Below are 15,957 nucleotides of genomic sequence, written 5' to 3' on the forward strand. Positions count from 1 at the left end.
GCAGCCCGCTGTCGCCAGCAGCGCCGCCGCCCTCGTTGTGAGCGGTATATAGGCCCCACCAACCAAACCTGTCAACAGCCATTTCTTGAAAAAATCACGGTTTCGGAGGATCGTTTTTCGGGCACCATTTTCTGCGGCATGCCCCTCCCTTGCGACACGGGGCGAACGGGGTCAGCGTCGATTGCCTGGCGGTGCGGAACGTTATCTCCTTTCCGGCCGATGGTGCCCGCACAGCCTGCCTGCCGCACTTCGCACGCAGCCTGCAATGACATCACTTGAGGCCTTCCTGTCGGCTGCGCGGCCCTGTAAAGTCCGCCGGCAATCCGGAAGTGGGGAGGCTTTTGGTGCTGGAATACAGCCATGACTGGCGCCTTGTCCTGGCGGCCTTCGCCATTGCGCTGATGGCAGGCTTTACGGGGCTATCGCTCACGCGCGGCGCTTCACGCCTCGAGATCGGCCGCCGCAAGGCCGTCGTCTCCATGGCCTCGGTCGCCCTGGGCGGCGGCATCTGGTCGATGCATTTCGTGGCCATGCTCGGCCTGCAACTGCCCATCCTCTATTTCTACGACGTGCTGACAACGCTCATATCCGCCCTGGCCGCCATCCTGATGACCGGCGTGGCGCTGCTGATCCTGCATTTCCGCAAGCGCTCCAACGGGAACATGGTGCTGGCAGGCACGGTGATCGGGCTCGGCATCGTCGCAATGCATTATATCGGCATGTCCGGCATGGAATTGTGCCAGCCGGTCTATACGCCCTTCGGCCTTGGCGGCGCGTTCGCGGCCTCGGTCGCGCTGTCCGTCCTGGCGGTTCGCGTCGCCTATTCGGAGCGCGGAAGGCGCAACATCGTGCTGGGCACCGTGTGCTTCGGGATCGCGGTCGTGATGGTCCATTTCATCGCCATGGCGGGAACCGGCTTCCTGCCGGCCGGTATGCCGGGCGCCATCGGACCGGCGATCAGCAACGAGACGCTGGCGATCCTCGTCACGCTGTCGACCTTCCTGATCTCGGCGGCCTTCCTGCTGACCGGAATCACCTTCACCCCGCCGGCCGAACCGGCGCAGGCGGCCGTTGCCGCGCCAGTCGCCGGTGTCAGCGCCGCGCAACCGGCGCAGCCCGTGGTGCCGCCATCCCTGCCGAAGGGCAATGGCGCGGGCCTGCGGATACCGCATGAGAAGGGCGGCAAGACCCTTTTCCTCGATCCGGCCTCCGTCTCGGCGGTGCGCGCCGAAGGTCATTACACCCGGCTTCACATGGGTTCAGAGACGCTGTTCTGCCCGTGGTCCATATCCGAGGCGGAGGAAAGGCTGGCACCTGCGGGGTTCTTGCGCGTGCATCGCAGCTACCTCATCAACCCTGCCCACGTGGCGAAATTCGAGCGGCTCAAGGACACCGGCCAATGCTCCGTGGTCGGCGCGGAGGACCTCTGGATCCCCGTCAGCCGCACCCGGCTGACGCAGTTTCGGGAGGAACTGGGGCTCTAGGGCAACATCGGCTGTCGTCGGCTCAATCCATTGGTCCGGCTTGCCGGTTTCTCGCAATTCCGGACGCAAAACCGGTTCCCGCTTCCGTCGGAATTGCCGTCAAGCCTGCCAATCCATTCCCTTTCGCAGTTCGTGCAACGATTTCGCAGTTCGTGCACCGACCGGATGCATTCGTTGAATCGCACTGCGCCCGCGACCACCAGCCGCCCTAGCTTGCCCGCAAATGCGTCCATACGACGCATGAGTGGAGGAGCACATGATACCATCATCGTTCGAATATCACCGGCCGTCAGACCTTGCGGCGGCCATCGGCATCCTTGCCGAACATGGCGACGAGGCGCGGGTGATCGCCGGCGGGCACAGCCTCATCCCGCTCATGAAGATGCGCATGGCCGCCGTGACGCATCTGGTCGACCTGCAGGGGCTTGGCGACCTCAAGCAGATCAGCATCTCGCCGGAGGGCGTCACCATCGGCGCCATGGTGACGCAGGCCGAGCTCATCGCGCATGAGGGACTGGCCGCAGCGGTGCCCCTGCTGCGCGAAGCGGCGCTGCAGATCGCCGATCCGCAGGTGCGCAACCTGGGTACAGTGGGCGGCAATGTCGCCAATGGCGATCCGGGAAACGACATGCCGGGCCTCATGCAGTGCCTTGACGCGACCTTCACACTCGAAGGCCCGAATGGCAACCGCGACGTCGCGGCGCGGGACTTCTACCTTTCCGCCTATGTGACCGAACGCGCCGACGACGAGATCCTGACTCGCATCCGCCTTGCCGCCACGGGCGGCGGCCATGCCTATGAAAAGCAGAAGCGCAAGATCGGCGACTATGCCACGGCGGCCGCTGCCGTGCTGCTCACCAAGGCGGATGGCAAGGTGGCATCGGCCTCCATCGCCATGACCAACCTGTCGGACGTGCCGGTCTGGTCGCAGGCCGCCGGCGATGCGCTCGTCGGCACCGATTGCGGGGAAGAAGCGGTCAAGGCGGCCGTCGCGGCGATGCTCGGCGACATCGACCCGCAGCCGGACAATCGCGGTCCCATCGAATTCAAGCGGCACGTGGCCGGCGTCATGCTCGGCCGTGCCATCGCCCGCGCCTGGTCGCGGGCCTGAGGGAGGAAAGCCAGATGGCAAAGAAGATGCAAGTCACCCTGACGGTGAACGGCGAGACGCATGAACTGCTCGCCGAACCGCGCGAACTGCTGATCCATGTGCTGCGCGAGCGGCTGGGGATCACCGGGCCGCATATCGGCTGCGAGACCAGTCATTGCGGCGCCTGCACCGTGGACATGGACGGCAAGTCGGTGAAGGCCTGCACGGTGTTCGCCGCCCAGGCCGACGGCGCCGACATCACCACCATCGAAGGCCTCGGCAATCCCGACGGACTGCACGTCCTGCAGGAAATGTTCCGCGAACATCACGGCCTGCAATGCGGTTTCTGCACGCCGGGCATGATCACCCGGGCGCACCGGCTGCTGATCGAGAACCCGAACCCGACCGAGGAGGAGGTGCGTTTCGGCATGGCCGGAAACCTGTGCCGCTGCACCGGCTACCAGAACATCGTCAAGGCCATCCTGGCGGCCGCAAGCCAGATGAACCAGAAGGAGGCCGCGGAATGAACGACATGACGCCAAGCCGCGAACAGCGCATCGCAAACCTCAAGGGCCTGGGTTCCAGCCGCAAGCGCGTGGAGGATGTCCGCTTCACCCAGGGCAAGGGCAACTATGTCGACGACATCAAGCTGCCCGGCATGCTGTTCGGCGATTTCGTCCGTTCGCCCTATGCCCATGCACGGGTGAAATCCATCAATACAGAGGCCGCCATGGCCATGCCGGGGGTGATCGCGGTGCTGACCGCCGCCGACCTCGCGCCGCTCAACCTGCACTGGATGCCGACGCTGGCCGGCGACAAGCAGATGGTGCTGGCCGACGGCAAGGTTCTGTTCCAGGGCCAGGAAGTGGCCTTCGTCGTCGCGACCGACCGGTACATCGCGGCCGACGCGACCGAACTGGTCGAGGTCGAATACGAGGAACTGCCGGTCGTGGTCGACCCGTTCAAGGCGCTGGAGGACGAAGCCCCGGTCCTGCGCGAGGACCTGGAAGGCTCGATGACCGGCGCGCACGGCCCGCGCCGCCATCACAACCACATCTTCCTGTGGGAAGCGGGCGAGAAGGAAGCCACCGAACAGGCCATCGACGCGTCGGAAGTCGTCGCCGAGGAAATGGTCTACTACCACCGCACCCACCCCTGCCCGCTGGAAACCTGCGGCGCGGTGGCCAGCATGGACAAGGTCAACGGCAAGCTCACCGTCTATGGCACGTTCCAGGCGCCGCACGTGGTGCGCACCGTCGCCTCGCTGCTTTCGGGCATCGAGGAGCACAACATCCGCGTCGTCAGCCCGGACATCGGCGGCGGCTTCGGCAACAAGGTCGGTGTCTATCCCGGCTATGTCTGCGCCATCGTCGCCTCCATCGTCACCGGCAAGCCGGTGAAATGGATCGAGGACCGGATGGAGAACCTGACCTCCACCGCCTTTGCCCGCGACTACTGGATGAAGGGCCGCATCTCGGCCACCAAGGACGGCAAGATCACCGCGCTGCACTGCCATGTGACGGCCGATCACGGCGCCTTCGACGCCTGCGCCGACCCGACCAAGTTCCCGGCCGGCTTCTTCCACATCTGCACCGGTTCCTACGACATTCCCGTCGCCTATGTCGGCGTGGACGGCGTCTATACCAACAAGGCGCCGGGGGGCGTGGCCTATCGCTGCTCCTTCCGGGTAACCGAGGCTGCCTATTTCATCGAGCGCATGATCGAGGTGCTGGCGATCGAACTGGGCATGGATGCCGCCGAACTGCGGCGCATCAACTTCATCCGCAAGGACCAGTTCCCCTACCAGTCGGCACTGGGCTGGGAATATGATTCCGGCGACTATCACACCGCCTGGGACAAGGCGCTGGAAGCCGTCGGCTACAAGCAGTTGCGGGAAGAGCAGGCTCAACGCATCGAGGATTTCAAGGCCGGCAGGACCCGCAAGCTGCTGGGCATCGGGCTGACCCACTTCACCGAGATCGTCGGGGCCGGACCGGTCAAGAATTGCGACATCCTCGGCATGGGCATGTTCGACAGCTGCGAGATTCGCATCCATCCGACCGGCAGCGCCATTGCCCGGCTCGGGACAATCAGCCAGGGTCAGGGCCACGCCACGACCTTCGCCCAGATCATCGCCAGCGAGATCGGCCTGTCGGCCGACAGCATCACCGTCGAGGAGGGCGACACCGACACCGCCCCCTACGGGCTCGGTACCTATGGCAGCCGCTCCACGCCGGTTGCCGGTGCGGCCACGGCGCTTTGCGGCCGCAAGATCCGCGCCAAGGCGCAGATGATCGCCGCCTACCTGCTGGAGGTGCATGACGGAGACCTGGAATGGGATGTGGACCGCTTCGTGGTCAAGGGCGCACCGGAGCGCTTCAAGACCATGAAGGAGATCGCCTATGCGGCCTACAACCAGGCCATTCCGGGCCTCGAGCCGGGGCTGGAGGCCGTCAGCTACTATGACCCGCCGAACATGACCTATCCTTTCGGCGCCTATATCGCCGTCATGGAGATCGACGTGGACACCGGCGAGCACGAGGTCCGGCAGTTCTACGCGCTGGACGATTGCGGCACGCGCATCAACCCGATGGTCATCGAGGGCCAGGTGCATGGCGGCGCGACGGAAGGCTATGCCATCGCCATGGGTCAGGAGATCGCCTATGACGAGATCGGCAACGTCAAGACCGGCACGCTGATGGACTTCTTCCTGCCGACCGCATGGGAGACGCCGCACTACACGACCGACCATACCGAAACCCCCTCGCCGCATCATCCGATCGGCGCCAAGGGTGTCGGCGAAAGCCCCAATGTCGGCTCGGTCCCGGCCTTCTCCAACGCGGTGCACGATGCCTTCCGCGCCTTCGGCCTGCGGCAGTCCCATATGCCGCACGACCACTGGCGCATCTGGAAGATCGCGCACGATCTCGGGCTTCACGGCTGAACAGGGAGGGGGCGGCACGGACGTTTCCGGCGCCGCCCCGCCATATCCATGACAAAACCCGCTGACATCCAGTCCGGCCTTGCAGGACAGGGCTATGTGGCCGCGCCGGATCTCGCCATGGCGCTGCACCTGGCGCTTCAACTCGGCCGCCCGCTGCTGCTGGAAGGTGCGGCCGGCGTCGGCAAGACCGAGGTCGCGCGCGCATTGGCGCAATGGAAGGGCTGCGCGCTCATCCGGCTGCAATGCTATGAGGGGCTGGACGCGGCGCAGGCCATCTATGAATGGAACTACCAGCGCCAGCTTCTGGCGATCCGTGCCCATGCCGAGGTCGGCGAGACCGGCGACGCGGTCGAGGCGCGGCTCTTTTCCGAGGAATACCTGCTGGAACGCCCGCTGTTGCGCGCGCTGCGCCAGGCGGTCGCGCCGGTGCTGCTGATCGACGAGATCGACCGGGCGGACGAGGAATTCGAGGCCTATCTGCTGGAGGTCCTCTCCGATTTCCAGATCACCATTCCCGAGCTTGGCACCATTGCCGCCACGACACGGCCGATGGTGATCCTGACCGCCAACGGCACGCGCGATCTCTCCGATGCGCTGCGCCGGCGCTGTCTCTATGCCCATGTCGACTATCCCGACCGGGCCACGGAACTGGCCATCCTCAAGGCCCGCTGCCCGCAGGTGGAGGACGCGCTGGCCGGCCAGATCGTCGCCTTCGTGCAGTCACTGCGGCGCGAAGAACTGGAAAAGAAGCCGGGCATCGCCGAGATGCTGGATTTCGCCGCGGCGCTTGCGGGCCTGGGCCTTGCCGACCTGTCCGACGATCCGGCCATCCTCCAGGCCGCGCTCGCCACGCTGCTGAAGACACAGGCCGACCGCGCCGCTATCACGACAGAGGTGGCGCAACGCCTGGCAGGGAAAGCGGCATGAGGGGCGCCGTCACCCGCTTTGCGGCGCGCGATCCGGGGCCTGCGGCGCGAATCGCGGGCTTCATGGCGCATCTGCGCGACAACGGCTTCCGTCTCGGCATTGCCGAGACGCAGACGGCGCTGGCCGCGCTGGCCGCGACCCCGGCCGACGAGGCGTCGGTGCGCGGCGCGCTGAAAACCGTGGCCTGCGGCTCGGCCGACGACTGGGCCCGCTTCGATGCCGTCTTCGACAGCTACTGGCGCAATGGCGGACGGGTGCGCAGCAAGGCGGTGCCTGCCGGAAATCCCGCCCATACCCGCAATTCCCGCACCGCCGAAGGCCAGTCAGGTTCGGCCGGCGGCAAGGCCGACGCCCCCGACAGCGACGGCAAGGGCGAGAGCGAGGCGGGCGGCGAAGGCCGGCTGATCGCCACCACGATCACCAACCGCATGAAGAAGGACCTGCGCGACCTCGTCGCACCAGAAGACATCCGCGCCGCCGAACAGGTGGCATGGCGTCTCGGCAAGGCGTTGCGCGACCGGCGTTCGCGCCGGACCCGCGCTGCCCGGCGCGGCGCGCGGGTCGATCTTCGCCGCACCATCCGGTCTTCCCTTGGCACCGGCGGCGAGCCGATGCGCCTTGCCTTCCGCCAGAAGCCGGACCGCCCGGTGCGGATCACGGCGCTGGTCGACGTGTCGGGCTCCATGACGCCCTATGCCCGCCCCTTCCTGGCCTTCCTCGCCGGCCTGATGCGCGCGGACGCGTCCGCCGATGCCTATCTGTTCCATACCCGTCTCGTGCGCGTGACCGAGGCGCTGCGCGACGAGGACCCGTTGCGCGCACTCAACCGCATCACGCTGCTGGCCGAGGGTTTCGGGGGCGGCAGCCGGATCGGCGCCGGCCTGCACCATTTCGCCACCACCCATGCCCGGCGCCTCGTCAACGGGCGAAGCGTCGTCATCATCCTGTCGGACGGCTATGACAGCGCGCCCTCCGGCGAGCTTGCCGCCGCGCTGGAGCGGCTCTCGCGGCGCGGATGCCGCATCCTCTGGCTGAACCCGCTGAAGGGCTGGCGCGACTACGCGCCGGTGGCATCCGGCATGGCCGCCGCCCTGCCCTATCTCGATCTCTTCGCCCCCGCAGCAACGCTCGAAGACCTCGCAGCCCTTGAAAAGGAGCTTGCCCGCCTATGAACAAGACACGCTTCGACGACCGTTTCGAAACCAGGCTGGCCAGCCTGCGCGCCGCCGGCGAGCCCTTCGCCGTTGCCACCGTGGTGCGTACCGTCGACGCAACCAGCGCCAAGCCCGGCGCCAAGGCCATCGTGCTGGCCGACGGCACCATCGCGGAAGGCTGGATCGGCGGCGGCTGCGCCCGTTCCGCGGTGGGCAAGGCCGGTGCGACGGCCATCCGTGAAAGCCGCGCGCAATTCATCTCGCTTCGACCCGAGGAACTCCTGAACGCCGAAGGCGTGGCCCCGGGCGAGGAACGGCACGGCGTCCGCTTTGCCCGAAACGGCTGCCCCTCGAAGGGTTCCATGGACATCTTCATCGAACCGGTGCTTCCAGTGCCCCGACTTGTCGTGTTCGGAGCCAGCCCCGTTGCGCTGGCCCTTTCGGCCCTGGCCGCCCATTTCGACCTGCACCGCACGCTGGCCGCCCCCGATCTGAGCGAAGGCCCGGCCGACCAGGTTCAGGACGGCTACGCGCTCGACGCCCGGCCGGCCGGACAGCGTTTCATCGTGATCGCCACGCAGGGCAAGGGCGACGAGGCCGCCTTGCGCGCAGCGCTGTCGTCGTCGGCCGATTACATCGCCTTTGTCGGATCGCGGCGCAAGTTCGCCACGCTCGCCGAACGCCTGCGCGCCGACGGGATTGACGACGCATCCCTGGCGCGGGTCAAGGCGCCGGCCGGCCTCGACATCCACGCCATCACGCCGGAGGAGATCGCCCTGTCCATCCTGGCCGAAATCACCGTGCTGCGCCGTTCTGGCGGAAGAGGAGACGCCGATGCCTGAAACGCACACCCCGGCGAAGGAGAAACCACCACCGAAACCGGGCCTGCTGGCCCGCATCCTGCCGCCGCTCGCACCCGAGCAAGTCGCCCTAATGGCCCAGTACAGACTTCCCTGCTGTTGAGAGAAACGATGAACCTTTCCGACGAACTGACCATTCCCGCCCCCCGCGCCCGCGTTTACGCGGCCCTGCAGGATCCGGAAATCCTGCGCCGCTGCATCCCCGGCTGCGAGGAACTCACCAAGGTGTCCGACACCGACCTGGAAGCCAAGGTTGCCCTCAAGATCGGGCCGATCAAGGCGCGCTTCTCGGGCAATGTCACGCTGAACCCGGAAAACCCGCCTCAGCGCTTCTCGCTGACCGGGGAAGGCAATGGCGGCATTGCCGGTTTCGCCCGTGGCGGCGCGGATGTGGAACTGGAAGACCGGGGTGAGGAAACCCTGTTGCGCTACGAGGCCAAGGCCGAGATCGGCGGCAAGCTGGCGCAACTGGGCTCACGCCTCATCCAGGGCACCGCGAAGAAGCTGGCGGGCGAGTTTTTCGGTGCATTGAAGACCGAACTGGAGCAGACCCGGGAAACCGCCTGAAGACTACCGGCTGCGGGCTCCCGGGAGATGCGGGCGCCCGCGGCGCCCGGGTTCAGAAGGACGCGTCAGCGTCCGATTCGCCGCCGAGGTCGAGCAGGCCGCCGGCAACGCGGTGCGCGATGTGCCTGTCCACGCCGGTCCTGTCCGGGCAATCGTGGAAGCGCCCGTCGCATTCCCTGGCCAGCCGTCGCAGGTCCTGGAAGACATCCGATCCTGGAATGGCGGCGGCATCGAGGATGACGGTCGAAAGATAGGCGATGTCGACCGGCCGGTCCGGAGTGAGCGCGCCGGCGGGCTCGATGGTGTAGAATGTGCGGTAGGCCAGGGAACGCGGGATCGCCAGCGCGTCATCTCCGGCGCTTCGCCTGGCGCGGTCGAGCGTGACATAGGTCTGGTGGTCGCCGAAGCTCATCACCACGAGACCGCTGTCCCTCTGCCGGGTGGTTTCGCGTTCGGCGAAGGCGGCGAAATCCTGGCGTCCGGCGATCATGCGGCGCAGGTATTCCGCCGTTTCGGGATCGGCATCCAGGGGAATGCGTGACGCGTCGTCGTCGCCGGCAAGCAGGCTCTCCTCGTAGGGCGAATGGGCGAACATCGTCTGAACGAGCAGGAAGAGCGGCCTGCCGTCCTCCCTGCGATGGCGTTCGATCAGTGCGCTCGCGGCATCGAAATAGAAGCTGTCGCGCATGTGGTACGACGGCGCCTTGAGGGCGTCCCGGTCGATCACGGTCTCGAAGCCGATCGACGAGAGAAACGGCCCCTCGTTGACGAAGGTATAGTTGAGCGGCAGGATCGCGGCGGTCCTGTATCCGCACGACGCCAGGACCTGCGGGAGCGCGCCGCGAACCTTGCCTTCCAGGATCATGGTCAGATAGGGACTGCGCCAGCCGAAATCCGTCGCCGAAAGCCCCGTCATCAGTGACAGGTTCGAGATCCAGGTCCCGCCGCCGAAGGTCTCGACGAAGAGCGGGTTCAATGCCGGACCGTCGCCCCGCATGAGGTCCGACACCTTCCGGCCGTCGTTCAGCCCAGGGAAGATGGCGGGATCGGTCATGCTTTCCTCCAGCACGACAACGATGTCGGGCCGGTTCCCCTCGCCGCAATCCACGGCATTGGTGAAGGGCCGCTCCGGCTTGATGGCGGCGATGCGCTTCTCGAAACCGTTGGCGGCGAACATGTACTGCAGATCGAAAAGGGAGATGAAGAACGCCGAAACATGGCGTCCCTGCAAATAGTAGAAGTAACGCTGTTCGGCCGACGCTTCCGACGGATAGGTGAGCCTCAGGACCAGGGCGGCGGCCAGAACGCCTGCCGAGCGAACGGCAATCCCCGAATCGTTGCGCCTGTCCGCCCTGTAGAGAAGCACCGCGCCGGCAACCGAGAGGATGCCGATGGCAAGAACCGGCAAGGCCAGCAGGGGATAGGAGTCCAGCAGGAAGGCCGCTATTTCGTGGTCCTTCGCCATGACCACGAAATCGTAGAAATGGAGCGAGAACCCCTTCATCTTGTATTTGATCGCCGACACGACGGTCAGAAACCCGACCAGGATCCAGGCAAGGAGGATCGAAAAACGTACCCGGCCGGACAGCACGTAAGCCATGCTGGCAACAAAGACAAGAATTCCGACGCAGTATGGAACTGTCATCAGACTGTTATCCATCTGTACCATGAATAAAAGTCCGGCGATGCTGACAATCAGCAACACTGCAGGATGCAGGATAAAGCATAAAATTTTATTCAATTGCATTTCCCGGCCCACCTTTCATGGTCCGGCCATGATGTCCCAACAAGAATTCCTTTTGGAAAGAAAATTATAATTTGCTTAATTTGATGACCGGAACACCACGGACGCCGTGCCTCGCGCCGGGAGGGCGAGGTCAATCGATGGCCGAACGCATCAGCGGCCCCTGCGGCTTGCCGGGCGGACTTCACGAAATATTACAAAGGGAACGATGCGCCGCCGCCTCAGTTGGATTCATGGAATTGCATGACAGACAGAGGAGGAATGCAATGAAACGTCTCGCAACCACCACCGCGATCGCGCTGATGACCGGCACGCTTGCCATGGGCGCCCAGGCCCAAGACGCCGCCAACAGCCAGGTGTCTTCGGCCTGCACGGACGCCTGGAAGACGGTGGATTCTGACGGGAACGGCACTGTCTCGGCCGATGAAGCGAAAAAACACCTCAACGTGGCGTTCAGCCAGATCGACGTCGACGGCAACGATGCGATCTCGCGGCAGGAGTATCGGGACTGCTTCGTCCGCCAGATGGACAAGTCAGCCTGGCTTGAACGCCGGGAACAGGATTTCGACGCGGTCGACCTCAATGCCGACGATGAGATCGCCATGAACGAGTTCATGCAAGGCGCCGAGAAATCCTATGATGCGATGAAGAAGGCGGCGTCCGATCCCGACACCAAGATTGATCCCGGCCCGAACTATGCTTCGTTCACCTATGACGAAGTGGCTGACCGCGCCATGATTTCCGGTATGAAGGCCGAGGAATTCGCCGGCCGGTCCGCCTACACGTTCCAGTCGCTCGACCGCGACGCCGATGACGTGATCAGCCGGGAGGAGTGGACCGACACCGACACCGGATCGGGCCGCAACGAGGCGCGCGCCGACGCGAAGTTCGACGCGATGGATTCCGATTCCAGCGATACGCTGACGCAGGACGAGTTCGCCGCGCAGCAGCCGGATGTCGACCGGTCCACGACCGCGGCCACCTCTTCCGGTTCCGGCGAACAGACCTCTGATGCGAAGCAGGACAAGGCCAAGAACCAGACGCCGGCCGATGCCGGCAGGGAAGTTCCCGTCTTCTTCTACGTCTATGAAATCTTCTGATCGTGCCGAAAACACGACATGAGTCACAAGCCCGGCCCTGCGCCGGGCTTGCGCTGTGTTGCATCGCCGATGCACAATGGGAACCCGTCCTGCGCTGCACTACCAACCAAACCGTTGTCATCGGAGCCTTTGGTCAGGGTGGGAGCCTGTGCGAAAAACACTTTGATCAAGCATTTTCCCGCCGGAATGGCCTGCGTTGAACAATGACCACCCGATGAGCGCCCTTCGGTTTCTCGACTTGTTGTCCGGCGCGATCCTGATCGCGCTGCTGGTTCTCGTGATCCTTGCCGAGTGGTTCGGCGTGAAGGGTACCGCGCCCTATTCGGCGGGCCTTTGCTTGGCTCTCCTGGCCCTGTTCGCGCCACGCGTACCGTTTTCACGCCAGGTCTTCGTTGCTTTCGGGCTGATCCTGGCGTTCGTTGCATGGCTGTCGGACCCGCTCTGGCTGGACCGCACCGTGGCCGCCCTGCGAAGCGCGGCATTCATCGCGGCCTTCCTGACGGCATTGACAGCGCTTCGCAACGTCGCCGAAACATCCGGTTCCATACGCGAATGCGGCCGGTTCCTGGCCCGGCAGCGCCCCGGCCGGCGATATCTTGCCCTGACCTTTGGCGGGCATCTTTTCGCACTGTTGCTGAGTTACGGGTCCATGGTGCTGCTGGGCCATATCGTCAAGGAACACGTCCGCAAGGACGAAAATCCCGAGATCGCTTTCCACCGCACGAAACGGATGCTGTTGGCGATCCAGCGCGGCTTCGTGTCCACGCTGCCCTGGTCGCCACTCGCGCTTGCAGTCGCGATCTCGACCACGATTGTCCCCGGATCGAGCTGGTCGGGGGCCGTTCCGGCCTGCCTCGTCAGCGCGGTCATCCTGTTCGGGACCGGGTGGGCGCTGGACACGATCTTCAAGCCTCGCATATCCGGTCCGGTTCCGCCGCGCGATTATCCCGAAGGTGGCTGGTCAGCCGTGCTGCCCCTGCTCGTCCTGCTGGCCGTGCTGGGATTTCTTGTCGTCTCCATCAGCATGGTGACGGAAATTCGCGCGGTCGCCGTCGTCCTTGTCGTCGTTCCGGCGGTCTCCATCGGCTGGGCCATCCTGCAAAACCGGAACCGGGGCGTTTCGACCGAAACGCTGGGCGGGCATGTCTCCAGGTTCCTGACCGCCGATCTTCCGGGTTTCAGGGCCGAGTTCGTGCTGATCATGATGGCCGGTTTCATCGGCTCACTGGGCTCGGTGCTGCTGCGGCCCCTGATGTCATCGATCGGACTCGACCTGCACGCAATTCCGGGCGCGGTGATCCTCGTCGCCGTGCTCTGGCTCATTCCGCTTGCCGGCCAGATCGGCATGAACCCGATCATGTCGGTCTCCATCATGGCGCCGCTCATACCGCCTGCGGCCGAGATCGGGGTTGACCCGAACGACATCATCGTCGCCATCACGTCGGGATGGGCCCTTGGCGGCGCCAGTTCCCCCTTCACGGCAACAACGGTCTTCATCGGCGCGATGGGCGGCGTGAGCGCATCGCGTGTCGGCCTGGACTGGAACGGGCCCTACACGATCATTTGCGGGATATTGCTGTCGTTCTGGCTCGTCATCCTGACCTAGAACCGGCAGCTTCCTTTCCCGAAGCGATGGCCCTGGCCGGGTCGACGTTCAAAGCTCCGGCAGCGGCGGCAATTCCTCGAAATCCGGCAGGACGGGAGTCCCCTTGCCTTGCGCACCGGATTCGCCAGGCGCATCCGGCATGGCAGGCTCTTGCCGCCGACCGGGTTCGTCACCCTGCCATTCGAGAAATTTCTCATAGTCGAAATCGACCAGGATCGTGCTGATGCACATGTCCTCGTAACGGCTGCCCGGATAGACATCGAGGACCTTGATTTGCAAGATGCGATATTCCCCCGGCGCCGGCAGTTCGACCCAGCGCTCATTCCACCTGTCCTCCAGCTGGTGGCGGAATGACAAGCCGGTATCGGTGGTGACCTGAATTGTTCTCGGCCGGGCGTTGCGCGAGAAGATCCGTTCGTCCTTACCGTATCCGTTCTCGATCAGGAATCGACGGAACGGGCCGCCGCCGTCGATCTCGAGCGTGATCACCTGGCCGGCACCACTGCCGGGGGCGCCCTCGCACCAGGCGGTGTTGCGGTCGTAGTCGAACAGGTTGGCCGGCCCGTAGCTGTTGCGTCCCTGCGGCGCAAGCACGGAGCTGACACAATAGCGGATGGCGTTGAAATTCTCGGTCGCACCGAGATCGGCACATTCTTCCGCCTGCGCGCCTGCCGAAAAGACCAGCCCGAAGCAGCAGACAATTCCTGACAGAGGCTTTGGGGACTTCATCACATTGTTCCTTTCAACGGCCGACAACGACCATCCAGCGCCATGCGCCTTCCTTGCGCCAGAAGTAGCCGGTGCCTTTGCCTTCGGGACGGACGTCAGTGAAAGCGATTGTTTCCCTTGCGCGGCAATCGACATAGTGATCGCCCTGCCGGGTGCAGGCATAGAGAGTCATCGAATTGCCGCCGAGAATGGCAAAGGGCGTATCGATAAAAGGCGGATCGCAAAGATAGCGGCCCTTGATGGTGAAGCTTTCCCCGCCGCCACCGGAATATTGCGCATAGAACGAAGCGGTGCCATCGGCCGGCACCGAGGGGTCGTGACAGGGGTGCGGCCGTCCGGCGAAGGGCTGGCCCGGATCGGCTGGCGTGACCGATTGCGATCCGCCTTGGCCATTCCGCATCTGGCCTGACGCCTTTGCACTGGCCAGGCCCTCCGCCAGTTCGAGGCTTCCGCCGACCACGCGCAGCGCATCGGTGATCCGGTCGCGATAGGCCCTGCATTCCGTCAATTGGCGCGCATTCACGAGACCCTGGCGGGCATCCTGCAGCATCTCCAGAGCCTGCCCGGGATTGCCGGCACGGACCCGTTCGTCGGCAAGCCGGTGCAGGTTTCTGGCCGCATCGAACATCTGCTCCACGCGGGATTCGCGATTGCGCGCCTCTTCGAGCAGCTTCATCACGGCGTCCCGTCCCGGCGTGTCGGCCGGAACCCCGTCGAGAAGCTCCTGTGCGGCCTTGAAATTGCACAGGCCGATATCCGTTTTCGCCAGAGCGACCAGCGCCACGGCCCGGGTGGGCGCAGCGTTGCGCCGGTTGATGGCTACCGCTTCGTCGATGACATCGAGTGTACTGTCGCAATGCGTCAGGGCGCGGGCGTCGCGCAGCAGGTCCGCGGCCGCCTGGAAAGCCAGCAGTGCATTGTCATGGTCGCCCTCACCAACCAGGCGGCGGGCTTCAGCTTGCCTGGCCAGCGCCCGGTCGTAGAGTGCGCGCACTTCGTTTTCGCGCCCGACGGCATCGGTCAGGATACGGGTCACATCCTCGTACCAAGGCTCATCGGGATCGGCGGCGGCGTGCATCGCGCGGGCTTCGGTCAGCCGGCAATCAGCGATGGCCGCAAGGATTGCCGCCCTTGCGTTGCCCTGGGCGGGAGACAATGGCGCATCTCCGCCCTGCCCGGTGTTTCCCGCCTGCTTTTCCGGCAGGCAGACATTGTTGCGGCAGGCGCCGTAATCGCAGGATGCGCCGGGGCAGCAGGGTTGGCCGTAGTCTCCGCAGGCCGCGCAAAAGGCCGTTCCGTCAGCTGCAACCACCTGAATGCCGAAGCGGCAGACCGGCTTGCCGGAGACGTCGCACGCCGGCAGGCCGACCTGGCCGCAATCGGTGGTCTCTTGCGTGAAGCAATAGAGCTGGCGTCCGCCAAGCGACATGGGGCGATAGCCGTAACCGGGAAATGTGCAAACCGGTTTGCCGTCACGACCGATACAGGCTGGCGCGCCCTCCCCGCCGCAACTCACGCAGATGTTGATCGTCCGGTCGCAGACGCCCTGATCGCAAGGATTGTCGCCGCCGCGGCAAGCTCCACCATAGGCACCCTCCGCAACGGTCGCGCCCGTTTGGCTGAACGCAGAGCCCCCCAGCAACATCAACATCAGTGCAACGAGGATCAACCGCATGAACCGCTCCTGCTGTAACATTTGAGCATGTTCACGTATTTCCGATGGATCGCCCTTGACATTTCTCAAGCTGACGC

The 15,957-nt window shown here is 64.9% G+C and carries 14 protein-coding genes; 10 read left to right on the plus strand and 4 right to left on the minus strand.

What is annotated here, in order from left to right; genetic code table 11:
• The first annotated feature begins 344 nt into the window (after positions 1-344).
• The 8 genes from ACLB6G_RS18675 (at position 345) to ACLB6G_RS18710 (ending at position 9,026) form a co-directional block, all read left to right on the plus strand.
• Positions 345-1,484, plus strand: a complete 1,140-nt coding sequence (locus ACLB6G_RS18675; RefSeq protein ID WP_410357739.1) for an MHYT domain-containing protein — start codon at positions 345-347, stop codon at positions 1,482-1,484.
• A 256-nt stretch (positions 1,485-1,740) separates the two neighbouring features.
• Positions 1,741-2,595 carry an FAD binding domain-containing protein gene (locus tag ACLB6G_RS18680; RefSeq protein WP_410357740.1) on the plus strand — a complete coding sequence of 285 codons (855 nt, stop codon included), beginning with the start codon at positions 1,741-1,743 and terminating at the stop codon, positions 2,593-2,595.
• Between the two features lie 14 nt (positions 2,596-2,609).
• Entirely contained in the window at positions 2,610-3,101 is a 492-nt protein-coding gene (locus ACLB6G_RS18685; protein WP_410357741.1) for a (2Fe-2S)-binding protein, read from the plus strand.
• Positions 3,098-5,518 carry an aerobic carbon-monoxide dehydrogenase large subunit gene (locus ACLB6G_RS18690; RefSeq protein ID WP_410357742.1) on the plus strand — a complete coding sequence of 807 codons (2,421 nt, stop codon included), beginning with the start codon at positions 3,098-3,100 and terminating at the stop codon, positions 5,516-5,518. The genes ACLB6G_RS18685 and ACLB6G_RS18690 overlap by 4 nt, the downstream gene beginning before the upstream one ends.
• A gap of 48 nt (positions 5,519-5,566) precedes the next feature.
• Positions 5,567-6,445, plus strand: a complete 879-nt coding sequence (locus tag ACLB6G_RS18695; RefSeq protein WP_410357743.1) for an AAA family ATPase — start codon at positions 5,567-5,569, stop codon at positions 6,443-6,445.
• Positions 6,442-7,617: a vWA domain-containing protein gene (locus ACLB6G_RS18700; protein WP_410357744.1), complete on the plus strand. Its 1,176-nt coding sequence runs from the start codon at positions 6,442-6,444 to the stop codon at positions 7,615-7,617. The genes ACLB6G_RS18695 and ACLB6G_RS18700 overlap by 4 nt, the downstream gene beginning before the upstream one ends.
• On the plus strand, positions 7,614-8,441 hold the full coding sequence (locus ACLB6G_RS18705; RefSeq protein ID WP_410357745.1) for an XdhC family protein: 828 nt from the start codon (positions 7,614-7,616) through the stop codon (positions 8,439-8,441). The genes ACLB6G_RS18700 and ACLB6G_RS18705 overlap by 4 nt, the downstream gene beginning before the upstream one ends.
• 129 nt (positions 8,442-8,570) lie before the next feature.
• Entirely contained in the window at positions 8,571-9,026 is a 456-nt protein-coding gene (locus ACLB6G_RS18710; protein ID WP_410357746.1) for a CoxG family protein, read from the plus strand.
• 52 nt (positions 9,027-9,078) lie between these two features.
• Here ACLB6G_RS18710 and ACLB6G_RS18715 read toward each other — a convergent pair whose 3' ends face one another.
• On the minus strand, positions 9,079-10,671 hold the full coding sequence (locus ACLB6G_RS18715) for a sulfatase-like hydrolase/transferase (RefSeq protein ID WP_410357747.1): 1,593 nt from the start codon (positions 10,669-10,671) through the stop codon (positions 9,079-9,081).
• Between the two features lie 365 nt (positions 10,672-11,036).
• Between ACLB6G_RS18715 and ACLB6G_RS18720 the strand changes: the two genes are divergently transcribed.
• Positions 11,037-11,870 (plus strand): hypothetical protein, encoded by an 834-nt coding sequence (locus tag ACLB6G_RS18720; protein WP_410357748.1) that lies wholly within the window; start codon positions 11,037-11,039, stop codon positions 11,868-11,870.
• Between the two features lie 23 nt (positions 11,871-11,893).
• On the opposite strand, the gene ACLB6G_RS18725 is transcribed toward ACLB6G_RS18720, so the two are convergent.
• On the minus strand, positions 11,894-12,040 hold the full coding sequence (locus tag ACLB6G_RS18725) for a hypothetical protein (protein ID WP_410357749.1): 147 nt from the start codon (positions 12,038-12,040) through the stop codon (positions 11,894-11,896).
• A gap of 44 nt (positions 12,041-12,084) precedes the next feature.
• On the opposite strand from ACLB6G_RS18725, the gene ACLB6G_RS18730 reads away from it, so the two are divergent.
• Positions 12,085-13,476, plus strand: coding sequence for a hypothetical protein (locus ACLB6G_RS18730; protein ID WP_410357750.1), 1,392 nt, complete (start codon positions 12,085-12,087; stop codon positions 13,474-13,476).
• A 48-nt stretch (positions 13,477-13,524) separates the two neighbouring features.
• On the opposite strand, the gene ACLB6G_RS18735 is transcribed toward ACLB6G_RS18730, so the two are convergent.
• Both ACLB6G_RS18735 and ACLB6G_RS18740 read right to left on the minus strand, forming a co-directional pair.
• Positions 13,525-14,232, minus strand: a complete 708-nt coding sequence (locus ACLB6G_RS18735; protein ID WP_410357751.1) for an NADase-type glycan-binding domain-containing protein — start codon at positions 14,230-14,232, stop codon at positions 13,525-13,527.
• Entirely contained in the window at positions 14,219-15,880 is a 1,662-nt protein-coding gene (locus tag ACLB6G_RS18740; protein ID WP_410357752.1) for a tetratricopeptide repeat protein, read from the minus strand. The genes ACLB6G_RS18735 and ACLB6G_RS18740 overlap by 14 nt, the downstream gene beginning before the upstream one ends.
• Between the last annotated feature and the right edge of the window lie 77 nt (positions 15,881-15,957).

Origin of the sequence: Zhengella sedimenti (genome assembly GCF_046506625.1) — a bacterium.
Lineage (GTDB): Bacteria > Pseudomonadota > Alphaproteobacteria > Rhizobiales > Rhizobiaceae > Zhengella > Zhengella sedimenti.